Raw genomic sequence first — 24,345 nt, forward strand, 5'->3', positions numbered from 1 at the left:
TTTATTTTTTCACAAAAAAATGATTCAGGTATTTATCTAATAATTCTATTTATTTGTGCAAAAGAGCTTTGGTAATAAGGCTCTTTTGTGGAGGAGATTATTACACCTTTGGAAGTAGAAGAATGAATAAATTTTACATCATCATCAGAAACTTCAATTACCATTCCTACATGATTAATTTGAGATTTTCTATTGGTTTTAAAAAAGATTAAATCTCCTTTTTTGATATTATCCCGTTCTCTATCAATGATTAAACCCAATTTTGATTGTTCATAAGAGGATCGTGGGAGTTGAATGTTATAAGAATTAAAAACAGAATAGATTAATCCGGAACAGTCAAAACCTGCTTTTGTCATGCCACCACTTTTATATTTAACACCAATATTCTCTGACGCGGAATGAATTAATTGTGCTATTAAATACTTTGTTCTATCCGTTTCTACCTCTGTTTTTCTTTCAGGAATAATTACTGAAGTTGATTTACATGCGGTAAAAAAAATAAGAATCAATAAAAGGTAAAGTAGGTGTTTCAAAAGAGTTGTTTTTTGCAGATTTTATAAGAATTGGTATCATTGCAAATCAGCCACAATCAATTTTGCTGTTTTTTCGCTGGCACCAATTCCGCCTAGTTTTGCTTCTAGAACGTTATATTTCTCTAAAAGTTGTTTACGATGACTAGATTCCAGAATTTTTTTCAATTCTTCTCGAATCCGTTTCGTCGTGCAATCTTCCTGAATTAATTCGCTGACTACCTCTTCATCCATAATTAAATTCACTAGCGAAATGTATTTTAGCGTAATGATTCGTTTTGCAATTTGGTAGGAAGCCCAGCTCCCTTTGTAACAAACCACTTCCGGAACTTTAAAAAGCGCTGTTTCCAGTGTTGCCGTTCCTGATGTAACTAATGCTGCAGTTGCGTTTTGCAATAAATCATAGGTTTTATTGGATATGAATTTTATATTTTCATTGGATATAAAATTCTCATAAAATGAATATTCCTGACTTGGAGCACCAGCAATGACAAATTGATATTCAGGAAAATCATTGACAACACTCAACATCACCGATAATATTTTAGTGATTTCCTGTTGTCTGCTGCCAGGTAAAATGGCTATAATAGGTTTTCCGTCTAATTTATTTTCTTTTCTAAAAACAGTTGCATCAATTGGTGTTTGGTTATGGATCGCATCAATCAATGGGTGACCTACAAATTCAACAGGAAAATGATGCTTGTCTTCGTAAAAACTTTTTTCGAAAGGCAAAATCACATACATTTTGTCTATATCACGTTTGATTTCTGTAATGCGGCTTTCCTTCCATGCCCAAATTTGGGGTGAAATATAGTAATGGGTTTTTATACCTAATTCTTTTGCCCACTTTGCAATCCGTAAATTGAAACCAGGGTAATCGATAAATATTAGAACATCCGGTTGGGATTTCAGAATGTCTTTTTTACATATTTTGATGTTGTTCAAAATGGTTTTTAAATTAAAAATCACTTCAATAAATCCCATAAAAGCCAATTCACGATAGTGTTTCACCAAAGTTCCACCAACATCTTGCATCAAATCACCTCCCCAAAACCGAATGTCAGCATTTGGATCTTCTTTGTAAAGCGCTTTCATTAAATTTGAACCATGTAAATCTCCCGATGCTTCTCCAGCAATAATGTAGTATTTCATGTTTTTAGTTTAGGGATTTTTTATTTTTGAGTGTTGGTTTCAAATTCTGAACTGTTACGATCAATATTTTTATGTTTAACAAAGGTATGAATATTGTTTTTTAAATAAATAATGACACAAGAGTCATGATAATTACCGCTAAAACAACTCCTCGTGCCATGAGTTCTTTGTTTAATTTGAGTAAAATTCCAAATGCCACTAAATCAAGAATAGATCCCAAAGTGATTATTTTACCTAGTTTGCCTTCAAATCTCATGATTTTGATACCGTTGATAAAATCAAAGTCGGTGAAAAAAGTGATGAAAAGATAACTCCCCAATATGGAAGCTAAAATTCCAATTATAAATCCCGTTAATAAATCCATTTTATTCATATAAGCAAATTTTTATTTGTCAGCGGTCATATATGGTATCGCTTTTTATGTATTGGTGTTTGCTATTGCAAACTAGTTTTTAGTGGCGATTTCATTCCAATTCCAGGTGTTAAGTTGTTGTGTCGCATGATGGGCCGTCAAATCAAATTGGACTGGAACTATAGAAATATATCCGTTTTTTAATGCCCATTCATCAGTATCTTCACCATTGTCTTGGTTTACAAATTCTCCGGTAAGCCAATAATAATCTCTGCCTTGCGGGGTTTTGCGTTTGTCGAATTTTTCCATCCAAATTGCTTTAGCCTGACGGCAAATTTTGATTCCTTGGATATCTTTTTCTTTCAATTTTGGAAAATTTACATTCAAAACAACTCCTTCGGGCAGTTTATTTTCAAGAACTTCCAGTGTTATTTTTCGAATAAATGACTTTATGTCTTCAAAATTGGCATTCCAGTCATAATCTAATAAGGAGAAGCCAATGGCTTGAATTCCCTCGATACCGGCTTCAATAGCAGCACTCATGGTTCCGGAATAGATTACATTTATAGAAGAATTGGAGCCGTGATTCACACCTGATACGCATAAGTCTGGTTTTCTTTTCAAAATTTCGCTTACGGCAAATTTTACACAATCTACAGGAGTTCCAGAACAACTGTATTCTGTGATGGCATCATTTTCTTTTGATATTTTATTTAGATACAAAGTGTCGTTTATGGTAATTCCGTGACCTGTAGCGCTTTGAGGGGCATCTGGAGCGACAACGACTACTTCTCCTATTTCGGCCATAACGGCTATTAATGCCCTAATTCCTGGAGCTGAAATTCCATCATCATTTGTAACTAATATTAAAGGTTTGGAGTGTTTTGTCATTTTATGTTTTCAAAAAGGGATTTCTAATTAAAGATTTAGATAGCAAATGTACTCACACAAAACGAAATTCTATAAACAAAGAAAATAAAATTTATCAACTTGGAATATTTAACCCAGATGAAAAAAAACAATTTTATATCTTTAACAAAAAATTATGCAGCCCTTGTTATAGTTGGCATAGTTTTTACCGTAATTTAGTTTAAAAATTGATGAATACTATTACTGACTTTATGAAAAGAAATTATAAAATACTTCTTGTTGTTGTTTGTCTCTCAGCAACACTGTTTGCATTTAAAATTAATGCATCAAAAGAGGAAGATCCAGATAAAGATAAGTTGCTATTAGAACTATTAACGTTTGTAATTCAAAAAGGACATTATAATCCTGCAGCTATAGATGACACTTTTTCCAAAGGAATTTACAAAGATTATATCCAGGCTTTAGATCCCTCTAAACGTTTTTTCTTGCAGTCAGATATTGAAGAATTCTCAAAATATGAGACTGAATTAGATGATGAATTGTTGAATAAAGATTTGACGTTTTTTAATCTTACTTACGATCGTTTGATGAAAAGAATGGAAGAAAGTAAAAAGATATACAAGAGTGTCTTGAGTCAACCATTTGATTATAATGTCGATGAGAGTTTCAATACGGATTATGAGAAAGCGCCTTATTCAAAAGATGAAAAGGAGCTTGCTGATAAATGGCGTAAGCAAATAAAATTGTCAACACTTTCATCATTGACAGACCGTTTGAAAATTCAAGGAAATAAAAGCAAAGGTATTGTTGAACAAGAGGATAAAGCCACTTCGGATCTTTTGAAAGAAGGAGAAAAGCTTAAAGTTGACATTATTAATCCTGATAAGGAGAAAAGTAATAAAACTGTTGATACCAGTAAGCCTAAAACTTTCGCAGAATTAGAAAAAGAAACAAGAGAAAGTGCTTTGAAATCATTAGATGAGTATTTTGGTTTTATGAAAGATTTAGATAGAAATGATTGGTTCTCTGTTTACATCAATTCAATTACTGCACGATTTGACCCGCATACCAGTTATTTTGCTCCCGAAGAAAAAGAACGTTTTGATGTAAGTATCAGCGGAAAGTTAGAAGGAATTGGGGCTCGTCTTCAAAAGAAAAATGACTTCACTGAAATATCTGAACTTATTTCTGGCGGTCCAGCTTGGAGAGGGAAACAACTTGAAGCAGGTGATTTAGTAATGAAAGTTGCTCAAGGAAATGATGAGGCTGTAGATGTGGTTGGGATGCGTCTTGACGATGTGGTTAAGAAAATAAAAGGTCCAAAAGGAACTGAAGTTCGTCTTACCGTGAAAAAAGTTGATGGAACAATTAAAATCATTTCAATAATTAGAGATATTGTCGAAATTGAAGAAACCTATGCTAAATCAAGTATCGTTAATAAAAATGGATTGAAATACGGGGTTATTTATTTGCCAAAATTCTATATTGATTTTGAAAATAAAGACGGTAGAGATGCTGGAAAAGATATTGCTAAGGAAGTGGAACGTTTAAAAAGTGCTGGTGTAAACGGTATTGTATTAGATGTTCGTGATGATGGAGGAGGTTCATTATCAACAGTAGTGGATATTGCAGGTTTGTTTATAGAACAAGGTCCAATTGTTCAAATAAAATCAGCCGGAAGAAAGAAAGAAGTTTTATTTGATAAAGATAAAAAAATTGAATGGGATGGCCCATTGGTTATTATGGTAAATAGTTTTTCAGCTTCTGCATCTGAGATTTTGGCGGCTGCAATTCAAGATTATAAAAGAGGAATTATCATTGGTAGTAAACAAACATACGGTAAAGGGACGGTGCAAAATGTAATTGATTTGAATCAGTTTGTTCGTAATAGTGCTGTGGGTGATTTAGGAGCTGTAAAAACAACTACGCAAAAATTCTACAGAATCAATGGTGGTTCTACGCAACTTGAAGGAGTAAGCAGCGATATTGTTATGCCAGACAGATATGCTTATTTAAAAATGGGGGAACGTGATGTAGACAATGCTATGCCTTGGGATAAAATTGACCCTGCTGATTATACTGTTTGGAATAAAAACGCTAATTTTAATCAGGCTATTGCCAATAGTAAGAAAAGGATTTCTCAAAGTCCCCAATTTCAGTTGATTGAGGAAAATGCTAAATGGATTGACAGTAGAAGTGAAGATAATAATTATAGTTTGAATATTGATAAATTCAAAACTGCTCAAAATGAAATTGAGGAAAAAGCTAAAAAATACAAACCTTTAGCAGATTATAAAAATACACTTAAGTTTACATCATTGCCATATGAGGTGGATGAAGTTAATAAGGATGTAGTTTTAAAAGAAAAAAGAGACAGATGGCATGAAGCATTGTCAAAAGATATTTATGTGGAAGAAGCGTTAAATGTTTTAGATGATTTGCAATCGAAATCAATAGTAAAAAAGAGTTTGCCCGCTAAATTGAAAAAAGACAAATTAGCTAAGTCATAAGATAATTTTTAGCAATATAGTTAATTGTTAATACGCTCCAGTTATTCTAAATAGAATTTCTGGAGCGTATTTAGTTTATATGACTGTCCGTGACTAGTACCAAAGCGATAAAATTAGCCACAGATTAAAAAAATTTTCACAGATTCCTTTAATGATGCTTATAAAATCTGTGTGAATCAGTGAAATCTGTGGCAAAAAAAAGACTTGGTACGAATTAAGGACTGTCATATAGTTTTATTATGTTTTGTTTTTTTAACTTCGGGTTAATTAATAAGATTAGAATATATGCGAAATCACCAGTTGTTTTATTCAGTTGCTATTCTGCTTAGCTTGAACTTTTTTTCTTCCTGTAAAAAGAATTTTGATACTGACAATGCTGTTGATGGCTACAGTTTACAGGAAAATGAAAAGCATCTTGAGAAAGCAGAGCACACTATTGCAATAGCTGATGCGTCTTTTAATTTTTTGCCATCTTCAACAACTAATCAAATTGTAAAACACGATTATTTCACTTTATCGTATAATGAAAAGTATGAGCAAGCGGAATGGGTTGCTTATGAATTAAAGAAAAGCTATCTGATAAATAATAGTTTTAAGCGTCCTTTTTTTATTGAAGACCCTAGTGTGAAAACGCGTTCTGCAGATTGGAGAAATTATAAGAAATCAGGTTTTGATAAAGGGCATTTGTGTCCGGCAGGTGATATGGAATTTTCTAGAAATGCTTATAATGATACTTTTTTTACATCTAATATTTCTCCACAATTGCATAGTTTTAATGATGGAGTTTGGAACAAATTAGAACAAAAAGTTCGTTATTGGGCCGAAAAATACGATGGAATCTATGTGGTTACCGGTGGGGTTTTAGAACCTTCACTTAAAACTATAGGCAGGGAAAAGGTTTCAGTCCCAAAGTATTTTTATAAAGTCTTACTTGATAAATCCGATGGAAAATACAAAATGATTGCTTTTCTTGTTCCAAATGAAGCAAGTGATAAACCTTTGTATGATTTTGTGGTTTCAGTTGATCGCATCGAAAAATTGACAGGAGTTGACTTTTTTCCTGAATTAGAGGATAAGTTAGAAAGTCAATTGGAAAAAAGTAGTGATTATAAAAGCTGGAGTTTCAACTAGCCCTTATAGTAATGGAAAGCTTTTGAAAGCTCGTTTATTAGTTTTTATATTTTTTCAAAGCGACCGGAGGAAGCTCTTGAAAAAATAATTAAAACTTTAACGAGACGAAAAACTTGAAATGAATAGCAGGATTTAGCTCCCAATATAGCATTCCATTTACCATTCATTTACTTTATTGGCATCCATTTTAATAAATATAAAAAGTAAAATAGTAAAACCCCAAAGTCCTGATCCTCCATAAGAAAAGAAAGGTAACGGTACTCCAATTGTTGGAAAAACCCCTATGACCATTGCGATATTTACAAAGAAATGAATGAATAAAATACCGGCTACACAATAGCCATATACTCTACTGAATTTTGTTTTTTGTCTTTCGGCAAGATATATTAATCTTAAAAACAGTCCTACAAAAAGACCAATAACGACAAGAGATCCTATGAATCCCCATTCTTCACCTACTGTGGTAAATATATAATCGGTATGTTGTTCAGGTACGAAACCTCCTTTGGTTTGTGTGCCTTCAAGAAAGCCTTTGCCTAGCCAGCCTCCAGATCCAATTGCTATTTCTGATTGATTAGTGTTATAACCAATCCCTTTCATATCTACAGATTTCCCTAATAATATATTAAAACGGTCTCTATGGTGTTGTTTAAATACATGCACAAAAACATAATTTACTGATAAGACAAATCCTGAAATTATGGCAAACAAAATTCCGCTTAGGAGCATATTTCTATCGGATAAGCGTGATTTGAAATGTATAATGATTAGGACTAATAATGCAATTAAAATCACATATTGTGGTTGTAATACTAATGTCAGTACAAATAAAAGAATGGTAATGAATCCTGTCCAAACATACCAAGATGGAAGTCCTTCACGATACAAAACGATTATAAAAATACTGTAAATAAGTGCGCTTCCCGGGTCAGGTTGAGGTAAAATGAGCATAACAGGTAAAAATACGATGGCAAGTGCCTGTATTTGCCTGTTAACATCTTTCAAATTAATTTGAGGATCACTTAAGTATTTGGCTAATGCCAATGCTGTAGCTGCTTTAGCAAATTCGGAAGGTTGTATTGTAAAACTTCCAATGCCATACCAACAACGTTGTCCAGCTATGGTCTTACCAAAAGCAAATAAACCAACTAATGATAACAGTGATATTCCAAAAATAATACTCGCGTATTTTTCGTAAAATTTACCATCTACATAAAGTACAATAAAAATTAAAGGAATAGTTAATATGATGAATATAAGTTGTTTGTCGGAAGTGCCTTCCATAGAGGATAAGGAAGAGGAATAAATGTTTAACCAGCCCATTATTACTAATAAGCAATAGATAATGATACATATCCAGTCAAGATTGTTCGTTACGCTTTGGTTTTTCATTTGTAATAGGTTGCTTATTAGTTTTCTTTAGTAGAATCTATTGTAATAATTGGGGCTGCCGTTTTAATTATTGGATTTGCTATTTTTTTACTTAGAAGCGAATCTTTAGGGACTGTTTCTATTAAGCTGGCTTCTTTCATTCCACCTAATTTTGCATATCGGTCCTGTAAACTTCTTTCAAGTATTCTCTTTTCTAAATCAGTTCTGGTTATTTTTTTTCTAAGATATTTTTCAATCATTAGACTGGCAATAGGTCCTGCTATTGTTGCCCCAAAACCACCATTTTCTACTAAAATTGCTATTGCGATCTTTGGATTGTCTTTTGGTGCAAAAGCAACAAATATGGAGTGATCCTCAAGTTTTACTCTTTTTCCATCGATTTTTGCATAATTTTCAGCTGTTCCGGTTTTACCACAAATATCAATTCCGGGTACATTTAATCCATGTGCTGTCCCAAAATTATACACATCAAATAAACCGCTAATCATGGGTTTGTAATATTTTTTGTCTATTGTGGTAACATGCTTGGTCGTGAATTTTTTATCAATTTTGTGGCCTTCAATTTTTTTGATGATGTGAGGGGTGTAATAATATCCTTCATTAGCAACAGTTGCCATCATATTAGCAAGCTGTATTGGAGTCATTAAAACTTCTCCTTGACCAATCGAATTGGATACGATTGTTGTGCTACGCCAACCGCCATTTGGATAGATTTTTTTGTAGGTTTTAGAATCTGGAATATTTCCTTTTTTACCAGTAGGCAAATCATAGCCCATAAATTGTCCTAGTCCAAAACTTTTTACGTGATTGCTCCAGACATCAACAGCATAAGCTGGTTTCGCGTATTTATTAATAGTCAACATGTAGGCACTTGCAAAATAAGTGTTACAAGAATTGTAAATACCATTATGTAATTGATGAGGGCCAAAACCATGGCATTTCATAAAGCGGCCTCTTGCATAACTAAAACCATGATGACACATAAAAGTGGTTTGTTCATTTATAACGCCTTCTTGAAGAGCCACAAGTCCAGTCAGTATTTTAAATGGAGATCCTGGAGGGTATTCAGCCAGCAATCCTCTGTCATAAAGCGGTTTTGCAATGGAATCATGATATAGTAACGTGTAGTTTTTAGAACGCTGTCTCCCTACAAGTATTCCTGGGTCATATGATGGAGCCGTAACTAGAGCTAATATCTCTCCAGTTTTTGGTTCAATAGCTACAATTCCTCCTCTTTTATTAATCATTAATTGTTCGCCATACTTTTGAAGTTCGGCATCAATAGTAAGGTTTATATCTTCCCCTTGAACAGCAATAGTGTCGTATTTCCCTTCTTTGTAGGAACCTATTTCTCTATTATATTTGTCTTTTTGGAAGTATTTTACTCCTTTTATTCCTCGTAAAATATCTTCGTAGCTTTCTTCAACGCCTTGTTTTCCAATTAAATCACCACTATTGTAATAAGGGTTTTTGGCAACTAACTTTTCGTTTACTTGAGTTATAAATCCAAAAACGTTAGCGCCATAGTCCACTTCGTAATCCCGTAAAGAACGTTTTTGAAAGTAGAAACCTTCGTATTTTCGTATTTTTTCCTGAAAAGCTGCAAATTCGCTTTTATTTAATTGTGGTAAAAAAACAGAAGGTAATCGAGGACTATATACCTTGGCTTTTGCCATTCTTTTTATAAAATCTTCTTTTGTAACATTTAGCAGTTGACAAAATTCTAAAGTGTCAATATTTTTAACATCTCTTGGGATAACCATGATGTCATAAGAAGCTTGATTGGCAACTAATAATTTGCCATGTCTATCATAAATATAACCCCTTTCCGGATAGTCATATTTTATTTTTATGGCATTATTGTCTGATTTTAGTTTGAACGAATCATCTATAATTTGTAAATAGAATATCCGTATTACTAGCAATGATGCTGCAACAATGATTAAGGAAGGCAGCAATAATTTTCTCATCTTTTGTTTGGCTTAATAAGATATATTATTATAATGCAAATTAGTATTGTAAATATGCTACTAAGGAGTGTTCGCAGTAAAACGTCCAAGATAAAACTAAATTGAAATGCTTCTAGTACGAATAATACTAAGTGATGAATTACAACAGACATTAATATAAAAGAGAATCGCTCCGGAGTTAAAACATCATTTAATCGCACTGTTTGATATTCATAGCTTAATCCAAATGAAAATTTAAAGATATAAGGTCTGAAATAGGCTAACAGGATACAAGCTGTGGTATGTATGCCTCCAGAATTACTGAACATATCCATGATAAGACCCAGAAAGAAACTAGCGATTAACAATCCTGATTTATTGCCGTTTACAGGATATAATATTATAAAAAGCAGGTATGGAAATGGACTTATATAGCCCAAAAAATTCATATTATTGAAAATAATAATTTGAACTGCTAATAACAGAACAAAACGGAAAACATTGACTAACAACGTGCTATTCATCTTTTTTTCCTTTTTCTAAATTAATAAGTTCGTCGCGATCTTTACTTTTTATGATGTAAACATGACCTAAATTCGTCATGTCATTAAATAGTTTTACATCTAGAGTATAATAGTTTGTTTGATTATCAATATAAATTTTAGCAATAGTTCCAATGTTGATGTTCTCAGGAAATATAACGGATTGTCCGCCGGTTACAATAGTGTCGCCTTTTCTGATAGCTGCTAATCTTGGTACATCTATCAATTGAACGAAACCAGTACTTTTTCCATTCCAAACCAAAGATCCAAAATGATTTGATTTTTTAATCTTTGCGTTAATTTGGGATTTTTTATTTAAAATACTAATTACAGTCGCATAATGGGGAGAAGTATTATCAATGATTCCTACAATTCCTAAGCTATTTATTACACCCATATCTGGTTTTACACCTTGTAATTCACCTGAATTCAATGTTAAATAATTTTCATAAACATTGTATGAATTGTGTATCACTTTTGAAACGATGATATCATCGGCTTTTACGCCTTTTAAACTATCTAATTTTTGTACGGCTGTTGTGTCTTTACGATTGAAGAGAAGGCTTTTTAATTCGGCATTTTCTTGTGCTAGCGCATCATTTTGAGTTTTTAAATTCAAATACTCATTTACAGAATTCACTTTTTCGTAAACTCCGCCACTTAAAAAGTTAGCAGAACTTATTATTTTACTTCTGTGAAAAGAATGAGATTGAATGGTGAGCACGAGTGAAATGCCCAAAAGCAGCAAAAACAGTAATCTATTACTGTTTTTAAATATAAAATTAAATATTTGCTGCATGTACTATTGGTTATTTTGTTTCAGGTTCTATCTTAAATTTCTACTTACAAAACTAAACCGAGGTTTAAATTATCTAGCATTATTTAAATTAGCAATAAAAACCTTATTTTATCAAGATACTTTTAAATTTTGTAATGTTTTTTAGTGCCATACCAGTTCCGCGAACTACTGCTCTTAATGGATCTTCGGCAATGTAAACAGGTAAATCTGTTTTTTGAGAAATTCTTTTATCAAGACCTCTTAACATAGAGCCACCACCTGCAAGATAAATACCAGTATTGTAAATATCGGCTGCTAATTCTGGAGGGGTTTGAGATAAAGTTTCCATTACGGCATCTTCAATTCGTTGAATCGATTTGTCCAATGCTTTAGCAATTTCACGATAAGATACTTCTACTTGTTTTGGTTTACCGGTAAGTAAATCTCTTCCTTGAACTGACATGTCTTCTGGAGGAGTTTCTAAGTCTTCAATTGCGGCTCCAATTTGGATTTTTATTTTCTCTGCAGTACTTTCTCCAACAAAAAGATTGTGTTGGGTACGCATGTAATATACGATGTCATTTGTAAATACATCACCGGCAATTTTTACCGATTTGTCACATACAATTCCGCCTAATGCAATTACAGCAATTTCAGTAGTTCCACCACCGATATCAACAATCATGTTTCCTTTAGGTTGCATAATGTCAATACCAATACCAATAGCTGCTGCCATAGGTTCGTGTATTAGATAGACTTCTTTTCCGTTAACTCTTTCACAAGACTCTTTAACCGCTCTCATTTCCACTTCGGTAATACCGGAAGGAATACAAACAACCATTCTTAATGCGGGAGTAAACATTCTTTTCTTTAATGCCGGTATGCTTTTTATAAACATACTGATCATTTTTTCAGAGGCATCAAAATCAGCAATTACACCATCTTTCAATGGTCTTATCGTCTTAATGTTTTCATGTGTTTTACCCTGCATCATGTTGGCTTCTTTACCAACAGCAATGATTTTGCCTGAAACTCTATCACGAGCAACTATCGAAGGACTGTCAATTACGACTTTATCATTATGTATGATTAAAGTATTAGCGGTACCAAGGTCTATCGCGATATCCTCGGTCATGAAATCAAAAAATCCCATAAGTTTTTTAAGGGTTAAAAAGTTATAAATTTGTGACGGGCAAAGTTAAACAAATTAATGTTTAAAATGACGAGTTCCTGTAAATACCATTGCAACTTTATTTTCATTGCAATAATTGATGCTTAATTCATCTTTAATGGATCCTCCGGGTTGAATTACGGCAGTTATTCCTGCTTCTTTAGCTATTTCTACACAATCAGGGAAAGGGAAGAACGCATCGCTTGCCATAGACGCACCATGTAAATCAAATCCAAAAGTTTTAGCTTTTTCAATGGCTTGCAATAAGGCATCAACTCTTGATGTTTGCCCAGTACCAGACGCAATAAGTGTGCCGTTTTTTGCAAAAACAATCGTGTTTGATTTTGTGTTTTTACAAATTTTAGAAGCAAATATTAAATCTTGAACTTCTTGTTCAGTTGGCGCTATAGTAGTAACGGTTCTTAAGTCTTCTTTATTGTCGGTTATATTGTTTCTTTCTTGAACTAAAATTCCGTTTAAGCAAGTTCGTACTTGTTTTTGTGGTAAAGCTACTTCGTTTTGAATTAATATAATTCTGTTTTTCTTCTCTTGTAAAATTGCAGCAGCTTCGGTGTCATATTCCGGAGCAATAACTACTTCGCAAAATAATTTATTTATTTCTGTTGCAGTCGCCACGTCAATTTTAGTATTGGAAATTAAAACACCTCCAAAAGCTGAAGTTGGGTCACAAGCCAATGCAACATTATAAGCCTCACTAATAGTTTTTCTGGTAGCTAAACCACAAGCATTATTGTGTTTTAATATAGCAAAAGTAGGACCGTCATTCTTGAATTCATTAATCAAATTTACGGCAGCATCTACATCTAATAAATTGTTGTAAGACAATTCTTTTCCGTGAACTTTTTTGAACATAGCGTCAAAGTCACCAAAGAAAAATCCTTTTTGATGTGGATTTTCTCCATATCTCAAGACTTGACCATGAGCAATACTTTGTTTGTAAACGGTTTCGTCTGTATTGAAATAATTGAAAATTGCGGTATCGTAGTGTGATGAAACATGAAACGCTTTTGTAGCCAATAATTTTCTGTTGGCAAGAGTAGTAGCTCCGTTTTGATCCGTAATTAGATCTAAAAGTAAGCTGTACTCATCAACCGAAGCCACAATTACAGTGTCTTTAAAGTTTTTTGCGGCAGCACGAATCAAAGAAATTCCACCAATATCTATTTTCTCAATAATATCTGATTCACTTGCTCCTGAAGCAACTGTTTTTTCAAATGGATATAAATCAACTATAACTAAATCAATTTGCGGGATATTGAACTCTTGCATTTGTTGCACATCACTTTCATTATCCTGACGGTTTAGGATTCCTCCAAAAACTTTTGGATGTAATGTTTTTACTCTTCCACCAAGAATGGAAGGATAAGAAGTTACGTCTTCAACAGGAACTACAGGGATTCCTAAGTTTTTTATAAAATCTTCGGTTCCTCCAGTAGAGTAAAGTATAACATTTTGGTCATGTAGTTTTCTTACAATTGGTTCAAGACCTTCTTTTGAGAATACCGAAATTAATGCAGATTGAATAGTTTTTGTTGTGTTCATTGTGTAGTTATAATTATAAAGTGCAAAAATAGTTTTTTTTTGATTATAAAATTCAATGAATTTGTGTAACATTATCTTAAAAAAATATACCAATTGGTAGGTGGATTTTTATTAGGTTTATGAAAAATATAATGTAGAATTTTACCTTAACGCAAAAAAGATTTTATGATAGTCTATCTTCGGTTATTAAAAGAGAGTTTTGGTTTTGCAATGAATGCTTTGCGAAACAACAAATTGAGAACTTTGCTTTCTTTATTAGGGGTTACTATTGGTATATTTTCAATAATAGCCGTGCTTGCAGCTGTAGATTCGTTGGATAGAAAAATTACCAAAGATTTAAGCAGCCTTGATAAAAACACGATTTATTTAATGAAATTTTCTTTTGGTCCTTCAGATATTCCACAATGGAAAAGAGAACAGTTCCCTAATGTAAAGTATGACGAATATACTTATATGAAGGGGGTTATGACTAATACTGACCAAATGGGATATCAAATATTTACCAAAAGAGAATCCATAAAATATGATTCAAAAACAGTTAGTGATGTTAATGTTGTTCCAGTTTCCCATGAATTTATTGATATTCAGGGATTAGAATTTGAAGAAGGGAGATTTTATAATGAGTCTGAAGCTAATTCTGGTGCTACGGTAATTGTTTTAGGGGACGAAATTGCTAAATCCTTATTTGAGAATATTGATCCAATTGGAAAAAATGTACGTTTATATGGTAAAAGATTCACCGTTATAGGTGTTTTGAAAAAACAAGGAGCTGGATTATTTGGGGATAGCAATGATACTTCTGCTTTTATTCCGGTTAATTTTGTTCGACAATTGTATGGTGATAATAATACTTCTTTGACTAATGTAATCATTTTTAAGCCAGAAAGAGGAGTGGATATGGATGCATATAGAGGCGAAATTTCTCAAAAATTAAGAAGTTATAGAGGTTTGAAAGCAGGTGAAATTGATAATTTCTTTGTTAATGTGTTTTCTGGATTTACGGATTTTATAGATGGCATTATTGGACAAATGAATGTAGTGGGATGGATTATTAGTGGATTTTCATTGCTTGTTGGTGGTTTTGGAATTGCTAATATTATGTTTGTTTCGGTAAAAGAACGTACCAATTTAATAGGAATCCAGAAGTCATTAGGTGCCAAAAATAAATTTATATTGTTTCAGTTTTTATTCGAAGCAATAATACTTTCAGTAATTGGTGGAATAATTGGACTTTTATTAGTTTGGATAATTTCAGTGATTTTAACCAGCGCACTGGATTTTGAATTTGTTTTAGGTATGGGGAATATTCTTTTAGGAACTGGACTTGCTGCTGTTATTGGTTTGATTTCAGGAATACTTCCTGCAATTGCTGCATCAAAATTAGATCCAGTAGAGGCGATTAGGACGGGAATGTAAATCGCCGGATAGCTTAAAAGAATCTGAATTTTATATAAAAAAGGCTTTCAAAATTATTTGAAAGCCTTTTTGTTTGAATCTTAAAAAGATAAAATTTAAAGCATAAAAAATCCCGATTGCTCGGGATTTTCGTTTATCTGATATTATTGTTTTGAATCAAATCAATGTACAAGTTGATCTTGTCCTTCAATTCTTTTCTAGGTGTTATAAAATCTAAGAAACCATGTTCAAGAACAAATTCAGCGGTTTGAAAACCTTCGGGTAAATCTTTACCGGTGGTGTCTCTTACTACTCTTGGTCCTGCAAATCCAATTAATGCGCCTGGTTCAGAAATATTAATATCTCCTAGCATGGCATAAGAAGCAGTTGTTCCTCCTGTTGTTGGATCAGTACATAACGAAATGTAAGGCAATTTTGCTTCAGCAAGTTGAGCCAGTTTAACAGATGTTTTAGCTAGCTGCATCAAAGAATAGGCTGCTTCCATCATTCTTGCTCCACCTGATTTAGAAATCATCACAAATGGTAATTTGTTTTGAATAGCGTGATCGATTCCTCTTGCGATTTTTTCTCCCACTACTGCTCCCATGGAACCACCAATAAAGGCAAAATCCATACAGCAAATTACTAATTCTTTTCCTTTGGATTTTCCAACTCCGGTGCGCACTGCATCCTTAAGTTTGGTTTTCTCCATAACATCTTTTAACCGATCTGCATATTTTTTTGTGTCAACAAAATGCAAAGGGTCTTTAGAAGTCATGTTTTTATCTAATTCAACAAATTCATTGTTGTCAAATAAAATTTGAAAATATTCTGCACTTCCAATTCTAACATGAAAACCATCCTCGGGACTTACAAATAAGTTACGAGCTAGTTCATCGGCATCAATAATTTTTCCAGTTGGAGATTTGTACCAAAGCCCTTTTGGAATGTCCATTTTGTCTTCGGTAGCAGTAGTAATCCCTTTTTCTTTTCTTTTAAACCAAGCCATTTTTCTAGTGTTCAGTGTTCAGTATTCCGTTCCTGTAGTTTCTGGTTTAGATTTCAAATCCCGATGGTTACATCGGGATTCAAAAACTTTAAACTTAATTTTATTATAGTGTATTCACATTGTTTAAGTCAGCAAATGCTTGCTCAAGTCTTGTGTTGAAAGTAACTTCACTTTCACGTAACCATTTTCTTGGGTCGTAATATTTTTTGTTTGGAGCATCAGAACCTTCTGGGTTTCCAATTTGAGTTTTCAAATAGTCAATATTTTTTACCATATAATCACGAATACCTTCCGTAAATGCAAATTGCAAGTCAGTGTCGATATTCATTTTTATTACACCATAGCTAATACCTTCTCTGATTTCTTCCAATGTAGAACCTGAACCACCGTGGAAAACGAAATCTACTGGATTAGATCCTGTGTTGAATTTGTTTTGTACGAAATCTTGAGAATTTTTTAAGATTTTTGGAGTCAATTTTACATTTCCTGGTTTGTAAACACCATGAACGTTACCAAAAGCTGCAGCAATTGTAAATCTTGGACTTACTTTTGAAAGTTCTTCGTATGCGTAAGCAACTTCTTCTGGTTGTGTATATAATTTTGAGCTATCAACATCAGAGTTGTCAACACCATCTTCTTCACCACCTGTAATTCCAAGTTCGATTTCCAATGTCATTCCCATTTTGCTCATTCTCTCTAAATAACCTTTGCAAATTTCGATGTTTTCTTCGATAGGCTCTTCAGATAAATCAATCATGTGAGAAGAGAATAATGGTTTTCCAGTTTTAGCAAAATGTGCTTCTGAAGCGTCTAATAAACCATCAATCCAAGGTAATAATTTTTTTGCACAATGGTCAGTATGTAAGATTACAGTTGCTCCGTAAGCTTCCGCCAAAGTGTGAATATGTAATGCTCCAGCAATTCCACCAGCGATAGCTGCTTTTTCACCTGCATTAGAAAGTCCTTTTCCTGCGTTGAATTGTGCTCCTCCGTTAGAAAATTGGATGATAACTGGCGCGTTTAATTTTGCAGCAGTTTCAAGAACACCATTGATGGTATTTGATCCCGTAACATTTACTGCCGGTAATGCAAATCCTTTCTCTTTAGCATAGTTAAAAATTTCCTGAACCTGATCTCCTGTAGCTACGCCTGGTTTTATGTTGTGTGCCATTGTAATTCTTTTTAGTTATTTTTTAGTTTTTAGTTTGCAAAAATAAGAATTAATTAGCATTAGAACGGATAATTTATACCAAAATTTAAAACAGAGTGTCCAAAATTGTATTCTTGGAACCATCGTTTGTTAGTTTCATTGGCTGGATTGTAGGTTTTAAACCCTAAATCAAATCGAATTACAAAAAAACTTAAATCGTATCGCAACCCAAATCCAGAGCCAATTGCTATATCTTTTAAATTTTTTAAATTTTTAAAAGTTGATTTTTCATCAGTCACATTGTCGAGCACATTCCATATGTTTCCTGCATCTGCAAAAAGAGCTCCTTTTAAACTGCCTAATACTTTAAATCTAAATTCACCACTAAGGGCAATTTTCATGTTCGCTTCATTAAAATCATTTGAAGCACCGCTGCTTCCGGGACCAAGGCTATAGGGTTGCCATGCTCTGTTATCATTAGAACCACCTGAAAAATAACTTCTTGAAAATGGAACGTTATTCGAATTGCCAAACGGGATGGCTATCCCAAAGAAAGTTCTAACGGCAAATACTTTTTCTTTTGTCAGATCCCAATGTTTAATATAGTCGAACTCTGTCTTTATATATTCGGAGTATTCTAAATTAAATATTTGATAATTGTTGTCTGAATTTTTAGGCAAATTTGTTGCTTTCGAAAGTAAGGATAATAAAGTTCCGGCAGATTCAATTTTTGTTCTAAACAGATAAAAATTATTATCCAGTAAGTCTGTTTTAGTGGTTTTGGAAAAACTATAACTTGTGGCTAAAATAAAATCATTCTCGGTAAGTCTAACTCTTCGTTCTTCAATACTTTTTACGTTTTCATAATTTTTATCCGTTGGAACTAATGAAGTGTTTCCTGTCAAAACATCATTAGTGAATCCTAATGTTCCGTCTTCGATTATTAAATCTTTATCTATGGAATTATTAAAATATAATGAGTTTGTATTGTATACTTTTCCAATAGAATTCAAAGCATTATAGGAAGATCTATATACATTGAAATAGTTTTGTGGATTTAGATTGCGCACAAATTGTGCATTAAATAAATCAAAACGAGCTGTATTATTTTTCTTTGGAGTCCAATTATAGGATAGCGCTCCGGTAAAATTCTCTTTATCCAAACCGATATTCCTTTGTTTTGCAAACCCCACAGTAATGAGGGTGGAAGGAATCATACTTTTTGGAATGATTTTTTCAGTTCCAAAAGGGATGAAAATTCTTGGAAAGTTTAATTTTAAATCTACTCCGTATTCTGAAACATTAAAAAAGTTATTATTAGGATTTGCTAAATCTTTAGAAGAGCCTATATTTCCTCGGGCTGCTATTTCTAATGTTTCGGCTCCATTAAATACGTTTCGTATGGTTTCAGAAGCACTTAATCCAATACCAATATCTTGGATATTGGAATGTGTAACATCAAACGTGGTACCGAAGCTGTATTTTTTTCGTGGTGTCAGATATACTTTTGCAATTAAAGAATGTGCAGTTGAGTCTCTTTTATCTACTTCGTATTGTATTGAGGGATAATTAAAAATTTTCAAATTATTCAAATAGCGAGTAGTTAAAACAGTTTTAGAATCAGCAAACAATGTTCCTTTTGTAATGAAAATGGCATTCGTTATTGCCCGAGGTTTATATCTTATTTTTTCGTAACCATACAAATTAAAATTATTGTAGGTGATGCTGTCAGTGATTTGTCTGTTATTACCATTAGGGGAATAATCAGTATATATATTTACATCACTTATTTTGTACATTTTGAAAGGTTCCGTTTTACTGGAGTCTTGTTGTTGGTACGAATAATTATTGATGACTAAATTTACATTTGCTTTATTGACTTTTTTAATCGTGTCCAAGTCAAAAGAGATGTAATTAGGTTGGAAATAATAAACTCCGTTGTTTCTAAAGTGTGTAGTTATTCGGTTTTTTTCATCTTCAAAATCAGATGTTTTATACTGGTTTCCAGATTTAATAAGAGTTTTGTTTTTGGTAGCTTCGTACATTGAATCCAATACAGGAGTCGAAATGGAAGTTCTTAATGAATCCAATAAATAAGGATCAAGTGTAGTTATCGCATATTTTATTTTAGCCTTCTTTGTTTTTAAAGTATCTATGGTATAGGTAGCTTTAACATTGAAAAATCCGTTGTTAAAGTAATAATACTTTAATCGTAATATCGATTTGTCAGTTTTAGTTTTATCAATAATTACAGGTGGTTCTCCTGTTTTTTTTAGGAAATCATGAATGCCGTGGTAAAAAAAAGATTTTCCAAGTCTGTCTACTTGTTTTGCTGAAAGCAATTTTGACTGTCTTTTATATTTTTCGGGATTATTAGTGAACTTTGCCTGATAGGTAGAGTCTGGATTTAGATTGGCTAAATTGTATAAATTCAATCGCAAACGATATCCTAGAAAGGTGCTATTTGGTTTTTGGTACAATTGATTGAAGATGATTTCTTCTTTTGTAGCTTTGTTATTTACCAAAATTTCATTTTTAGTAAGTAAATGTTTGCCCTCTGGAACTCTTTTTACAGCGTTACATGCACATATAAATATTGCAATTAGAATAAATGCTGCTATTTTTGTAGAAATCTTTTTCAAGTGTTATAAAATATTTAATTCAAAAGTACATTATTTTATGGTTAGTAAAAACCAAATAAAACTTATAACGAGTTTACAGCAAAAAAAATATAGATTCACCAATAAATTATTTTTTGCCGAAGGCGTGAAAGTAATTCAGGAATTATTGCAGTCAAATTTTGAACTGGATCATTTGTATACCACACAAAACGATTTTGAAGAAGTTGTAAACGGAAAAAAGACGTTGATTGATGACAGTGATTTAAAAAAGATAAGTGCTCTTTCCTCGCCCAATTCTTGTTTAGCAGTTTTTAAGATGCCAGTTGATAAAGAAATGATTGAATCCGGATTGATTCTCGCTCTTGATAGCATTCGTGATCCCGGAAATCTAGGAACCATATTGCGATTATGCGACTGGTTTGGTATTCATCAATTAGTATGTTCAAAGGAAACCGTTGATATTTATAATCCAAAAGTGGTGCAGGCTACAATGGGCTCCATTGCAAGGGTGAATGTTTCTTACATTGACTTAAATGCTTTTATTGCACAAACTAAATTACCTGTTTTTGGTACTTTTATGGATGGAGAGAATATTTATAAAACGACTTTGCCACAGGAAGGAATAATCATTATGGGAAATGAAGCTAATGGAATTTCACCAGAAATTGAAAAACTAGTTCAAAACAGACTTACAATTCCTCGTTTCGGAGAAATTCAAAAAACGGAAAGTTTGAATGTTGCTACTGCAACGGCTATTATTCTTAGTGAGTTTAGAAGAAATTAGCTATAAAATTAAGCGTAATAACTGTTTTTTAATGAAAGGTAAAATTGATAAAAACGGCTCGTGACTTTATTGATTCGATATTACTTGTCCAAGGACTATTTGGATCTTTGTCCCTAATTAGTTCGTCTTTAAGGCCAAAAACACCTCTTATAGAAGGAGAGAATATAAAGTATTCTGAAAATAAATCAATTCCAAAACCTAATTCGTAATTTGTTGTCCAAGGTTTTACTCTAAAACGTTGTTCTAAATTATCGTCTATAGATTTTGAATTGCTCGATAAATTTAAAGTCGTAGATAATCCTCCTTCAATATATGGACGTACATTACCGGTTCTAAGCGAAGAGAATTTCAATAGTAAAGGGAAATGAATATAAGTACTGTTTACTTCTCTTAGCGCGTCTATTTTTTTTGTAAAACCAGGATAGTATAAATCTCTTTTTGTGTAGTACAATCCTGGCTCAAATCGCAAGTTAATGTATTCATGAAGTTTTAAATCGCCTACAATTCCAACATTAAAACCGGTTGTTTTTTTTACCTGGATATCAGGGCCAACTGTTTTATAGTCAATTTTAAAATCGTAAGAATTGAAACCTAGATAATATCCAAAATAAAGTCTTTTATTTTGAAAATTTTCCAAGTTAATAATAGGATCCTTACTAAACATACTTTTAGTAAACTGTGAGAATCCGTTCAGAGTGAAGGTTAATAAAATTAAAACAACTATTTTTTTCATCTTATTTTTTAGAAGCAGAATAAATGGTGGCCACACCAAATGTTTGTGGCATTGCTATAACATCTATAAACCCAATTTTTCTCAAAATATTGTTCAGCTTTTCTCCATAAGGAAATGCTGCTGAGGATTCGGATAAATAGCCATAAGCAACATTATCTTTAGAAAATAATTTGCCTATAATAGGAAGTATGTTTTTGCTGTAAAAATTATAGCCTTGTTTATAAGGTGTCTTTTCGGGAACAGAGGTTTCCAGAATTACAAAGACACCGTTTGGCTTTAAAACTCTTAAAATTTCTGCCAAGCCTTTTTCAAGCGTTTCAAAGTTTCTAACTCCAAAAGCGACTGTTATAGCATCAAAATAATTGTCTTCAAAAGGCATATTCTCAGAGTCTGCTAAAAGCATCTCAATAGTATTAGATAAGTTTTTAGAGGCAATTTTCTTTACACCTACTTCAAGCATGCCAGCAGAAATATCTAGCCCGATAATTTTTTCAGCATTAGTTTGTGCTAATAGAATGGCTAAGTCTCCTGTGCCAGTTGCGATATCTAGAATTATTTTTGGATTAGATTTAGCAACAATTCCTAAAACTTTTTTACGCCATTTAATATCTATACCAAAAGAAATGACACGATTAAGATTGTCATAATTTCCAGATATGGTGTCAAACATTTTTGCAACTTGTTCCTTCTTACCTAAAGTAGAGTCTTTATAGGGTGTTATATTTTTTGACATTTTTTTAATTTCCACAAATATAATACAAACTACACAAACTAAAAATGGGTTTGAGTATTACGAGGAAACTTTATTTCTAATAAGATAAGGAGTACTCTTTTTTGGTCTTTTTGAAAAAAAAATTAAATTCAAAATATCACTAAAAGTGGGTATTGTATCAACGTTTTTAATTGTTCAATTTTGGATTAATATTTTAAATTATTTTTTCAATGATTAAAAGGGATTCAATGACCCAAATCAAATGGTTGTTTCTTGCGTTAACTTTATCATTTGTTCTTGTAAGCTGTGTTGAAAGTACTATTTTACAAAGTAGTATTGTATTTAAAGCGCAACATACGTTCTTAGGATTAAATTTGTTTTTGGAAATTTTAATTTTCTTTGTCTTTAGTACCTTCGTGGTATTTGGTATTAAAGGCTTTTTTGAGATGTATTCTCAAAAATCATCAAATACTATTATCTTCATTTCTGGAGTATTATTAGTGTTTGTGATTTTTATTTTATGTTATCAAATACTGTTTCAAGAATAGGTCATTCTCTTATCATTGATTAAAAAAAAACATCCCTTTTGGGATGTTTTTTATTTTCTGGAAAAAGTTTGATACGTATAATCGTAAAGATGCTTTTCATCGTTTTGATTAAACTCAGATGCTATGATTTCCCATTCATCAAGATTAATTTCAGGAAAGAAAGCGTCAGCCTCAAAATTATGATGAACTCTCGTGATTTCAATTTTATCTGTAAAAGTAAGGCCCAAGTTATAAATTTCTCCGCCTCCTATGATGTATGATGTTTCATTTATGGGACAAATTTCTAATGCTTTTTGCATACTATCAACTACAATACAGCCTTCTGGTTGATATCCTTCTTGTCTGGAAATAACAATATGGATTCTATTTGGTAGTGGCTTAGGGAAACTTTCAAATGTTTTGCGTCCCATTATGATATGATGTCCCGAAGTCAGTGTTTTGAATCTTTTGAAATCATTAGGAAGATGCCAAACTAATTCATTGTTTTTTCCAAGAGCATTATTTTCGGCAACTGCCGCAATCATTACTATCATAGTTCTTTAAATTTTTATGTAGAGGATTCTTCGTTAATCTTTGTTTGTAATTGAGTAATTTTTTTTTGCTGTAAACTTACAAGTCTATCTATTTGTTCTCTTTCCCAATTTTTATTCATAAACCGATCTGTAATGTAAACTTTTATAAAATGTAATATGAATATAAAAAACCAGATTGTAATTCCCCAAATGTACCAATCAGCCTCTACATCAATAGCAAAAAATTTATTGGCTATAAATAAAAAAAAACTCCCTAAAAGGAATAAAACAAAATGGAAATACAACCTCTTTTTTTGCTTAATTCGCCTTCTAGCATATTCATATTGTTCGTGTTGTTCTTTTTCCATAGGTTAAATTTTGTTTATAAAGATAAATTTTATTTTGAAAAGGCACAATTTTGATTCGGGATTATTTAGTAAGAAAACGTTTTCTTATTTTGGAAATAAAATTATAAACTTGTTAAATTAGTAATTTGTTTAAAAATTAACATAGTTTGTAGCTTTATGCTAAAACTTCATAGGCTTTGTCGAAACTTCAATTGAATTTATTTTCTTTGTCACATAATTCTAAAAATGAAATAGTTATGTCAATAAAGAAACAATTTGTAAAAACAAAACCGGTTTGTAAAGTTACATTTTCGGTAGAAGCAAAGCAAGCTAAATCAGCATCTGTGGTTGGTGATTTCAATAACTGGAATTTAGCCGAAGGAGTTTTAAGTAAATTGAAAAATGGTACTTTCAAAGCTACATACGACTTGAATAAAGATGCCTCTTATGAGTTTAAATATGTAATCGATGGAGAGTTTGTTAATGAGCCTGAAGCAGATTCATTTATTTGGAATGACTTCGCTGGTGCTGAAAACAGTGTTTTATCTGTCTAATCTAGTATAAAAAAATCCGCTGTAAAGCGGATTTTTTTAT

Annotated in this window: 22 protein-coding genes; 5 read left to right on the top strand and 17 right to left on the bottom strand. The window is 32.3% G+C overall.

Going from position 1 to position 24,345, the window contains the following annotated elements; translation table 11 throughout:
- Positions 1–32 precede the first annotated feature (32 nt).
- From OA85_RS15615 to surE, 4 genes are all read right to left on the bottom strand, one after another.
- Positions 33–533: a C40 family peptidase gene (locus OA85_RS15615; protein ID WP_039110773.1), complete on the bottom strand. Its 501-nt coding sequence runs from the start codon at positions 531–533 to the stop codon at positions 33–35.
- A gap of 36 nt (positions 534–569) precedes the next feature.
- On the bottom strand, positions 570–1,682 hold the full coding sequence (gene lpxB / locus OA85_RS15620) for a lipid-A-disaccharide synthase (RefSeq protein WP_039110775.1): 1,113 nt from the start codon (positions 1,680–1,682) through the stop codon (positions 570–572).
- Positions 1,683–1,782: 100 nt separating this feature from the next.
- A complete protein-coding gene (locus OA85_RS15625) occupies positions 1,783–2,055 on the bottom strand; it encodes a hypothetical protein (RefSeq protein ID WP_039110776.1) in 273 nt (90 codons plus the stop codon).
- A 72-nt stretch (positions 2,056–2,127) separates the two neighbouring features.
- Positions 2,128–2,925 carry a 5'/3'-nucleotidase SurE gene (surE, locus tag OA85_RS15630; protein ID WP_039110778.1) on the bottom strand — a complete coding sequence of 266 codons (798 nt, stop codon included), beginning with the start codon at positions 2,923–2,925 and terminating at the stop codon, positions 2,128–2,130.
- Between the two features lie 209 nt (positions 2,926–3,134).
- On the opposite strand from surE, the gene OA85_RS15640 reads away from it, so the two are divergent.
- Together OA85_RS15640 and OA85_RS15645 are read left to right on the top strand one after the other, a co-directional pair.
- Positions 3,135–5,414 (top strand): carboxy terminal-processing peptidase, encoded by a 2,280-nt coding sequence (locus OA85_RS15640; RefSeq protein WP_039110780.1) that lies wholly within the window; start codon positions 3,135–3,137, stop codon positions 5,412–5,414.
- Between the two features lie 285 nt (positions 5,415–5,699).
- On the top strand, positions 5,700–6,545 hold the full coding sequence (locus tag OA85_RS15645) for a DNA/RNA non-specific endonuclease (protein WP_039110781.1): 846 nt from the start codon (positions 5,700–5,702) through the stop codon (positions 6,543–6,545).
- Between the two features lie 156 nt (positions 6,546–6,701).
- Here OA85_RS15645 and rodA read toward each other — a convergent pair whose 3' ends face one another.
- From rodA to purH, 6 genes are all read right to left on the bottom strand, one after another.
- Positions 6,702–7,937: a rod shape-determining protein RodA gene (rodA, locus tag OA85_RS15650; RefSeq protein ID WP_039110782.1), complete on the bottom strand. Its 1,236-nt coding sequence runs from the start codon at positions 7,935–7,937 to the stop codon at positions 6,702–6,704.
- Positions 7,938–7,954: 17 nt separating this feature from the next.
- Positions 7,955–9,907, bottom strand: a complete 1,953-nt coding sequence (gene mrdA / locus OA85_RS15655; RefSeq protein WP_039110783.1) for a penicillin-binding protein 2 — start codon at positions 9,905–9,907, stop codon at positions 7,955–7,957.
- On the bottom strand, positions 9,904–10,410 hold the full coding sequence (mreD, locus tag OA85_RS17660; RefSeq protein ID WP_039110784.1) for a rod shape-determining protein MreD: 507 nt from the start codon (positions 10,408–10,410) through the stop codon (positions 9,904–9,906). Before mreD ends, mrdA begins: the two co-directional genes overlap by 4 nt.
- On the bottom strand, positions 10,403–11,227 hold the full coding sequence (mreC, locus tag OA85_RS15665; RefSeq protein ID WP_039110785.1) for a rod shape-determining protein MreC: 825 nt from the start codon (positions 11,225–11,227) through the stop codon (positions 10,403–10,405). The genes mreD and mreC overlap by 8 nt, the downstream gene beginning before the upstream one ends.
- Before the next feature lie 103 nt (positions 11,228–11,330).
- Entirely contained in the window at positions 11,331–12,359 is a 1,029-nt protein-coding gene (locus OA85_RS15670; protein WP_035668436.1) for a rod shape-determining protein, read from the bottom strand.
- Positions 12,360–12,413: 54 nt separating this feature from the next.
- Positions 12,414–13,940 carry a bifunctional phosphoribosylaminoimidazolecarboxamide formyltransferase/IMP cyclohydrolase gene (gene purH, locus OA85_RS15675; protein ID WP_039110866.1) on the bottom strand — a complete coding sequence of 509 codons (1,527 nt, stop codon included), beginning with the start codon at positions 13,938–13,940 and terminating at the stop codon, positions 12,414–12,416.
- Positions 13,941–14,105: 165 nt separating this feature from the next.
- Here purH and OA85_RS15680 point away from each other — a divergent pair, with 165 nt between their 5' ends.
- On the top strand, positions 14,106–15,356 hold the full coding sequence (locus tag OA85_RS15680; RefSeq protein WP_039110787.1) for an ABC transporter permease: 1,251 nt from the start codon (positions 14,106–14,108) through the stop codon (positions 15,354–15,356).
- Positions 15,357–15,489: 133 nt separating this feature from the next.
- Here OA85_RS15680 and accD read toward each other — a convergent pair whose 3' ends face one another.
- The 3 genes from accD to OA85_RS15695 all read right to left on the bottom strand — a co-directional run bounded on the left by accD (position 15,490) and on the right by OA85_RS15695 (position 20,136).
- On the bottom strand, positions 15,490–16,344 hold the full coding sequence (accD, locus tag OA85_RS15685) for an acetyl-CoA carboxylase, carboxyltransferase subunit beta (RefSeq protein WP_039110788.1): 855 nt from the start codon (positions 16,342–16,344) through the stop codon (positions 15,490–15,492).
- A 103-nt stretch (positions 16,345–16,447) separates the two neighbouring features.
- On the bottom strand, positions 16,448–17,515 hold the full coding sequence (gene fbaA, locus OA85_RS15690; RefSeq protein WP_039110789.1) for a class II fructose-bisphosphate aldolase: 1,068 nt from the start codon (positions 17,513–17,515) through the stop codon (positions 16,448–16,450).
- Between the two features lie 59 nt (positions 17,516–17,574).
- Positions 17,575–20,136 carry a BamA/TamA family outer membrane protein gene (locus OA85_RS15695; RefSeq protein WP_052257284.1) on the bottom strand — a complete coding sequence of 854 codons (2,562 nt, stop codon included), beginning with the start codon at positions 20,134–20,136 and terminating at the stop codon, positions 17,575–17,577.
- Positions 20,137–20,173: 37 nt separating this feature from the next.
- Between OA85_RS15695 and OA85_RS15700 the strand changes: the two genes are divergently transcribed.
- Positions 20,174–20,899: an RNA methyltransferase gene (locus tag OA85_RS15700; protein ID WP_039110790.1), complete on the top strand. Its 726-nt coding sequence runs from the start codon at positions 20,174–20,176 to the stop codon at positions 20,897–20,899.
- Between the two features lie 28 nt (positions 20,900–20,927).
- Here the strand turns inward: OA85_RS15700 and OA85_RS15705 are convergent, their stop codons facing one another.
- The 4 genes from OA85_RS15705 to OA85_RS15725 all read right to left on the bottom strand — a co-directional run bounded on the left by OA85_RS15705 (position 20,928) and on the right by OA85_RS15725 (position 23,772).
- Positions 20,928–21,632, bottom strand: coding sequence for a porin family protein (locus tag OA85_RS15705; RefSeq protein ID WP_039110791.1), 705 nt, complete (start codon positions 21,630–21,632; stop codon positions 20,928–20,930).
- Position 21,633: 1 nt separating this feature from the next.
- Entirely contained in the window at positions 21,634–22,365 is a 732-nt protein-coding gene (gene ubiE / locus OA85_RS15710) for a bifunctional demethylmenaquinone methyltransferase/2-methoxy-6-polyprenyl-1,4-benzoquinol methylase UbiE (protein ID WP_039110793.1), read from the bottom strand.
- 577 nt (positions 22,366–22,942) lie between these two features.
- A complete protein-coding gene (locus OA85_RS15720; RefSeq protein ID WP_039110794.1) occupies positions 22,943–23,425 on the bottom strand; it encodes a dihydrofolate reductase in 483 nt (160 codons plus the stop codon).
- Positions 23,426–23,439: 14 nt separating this feature from the next.
- On the bottom strand, positions 23,440–23,772 hold the full coding sequence (locus tag OA85_RS15725; RefSeq protein ID WP_039110795.1) for a 2TM domain-containing protein: 333 nt from the start codon (positions 23,770–23,772) through the stop codon (positions 23,440–23,442).
- Between the two features lie 236 nt (positions 23,773–24,008).
- Here OA85_RS15725 and OA85_RS15730 point away from each other — a divergent pair, with 236 nt between their 5' ends.
- The gene (locus tag OA85_RS15730) at positions 24,009–24,305 is read left to right on the top strand and encodes an isoamylase early set domain-containing protein (protein ID WP_039110796.1); all 297 of its coding nucleotides are present in this window, start codon (positions 24,009–24,011) and stop codon (positions 24,303–24,305) included.
- Positions 24,306–24,345: the final 40 nt, after the last annotated feature.

It is taken from the genome of Flavobacterium sp. AED (genome assembly GCF_000812945.1).
GTDB lineage: Bacteria > Bacteroidota > Bacteroidia > Flavobacteriales > Flavobacteriaceae > Flavobacterium.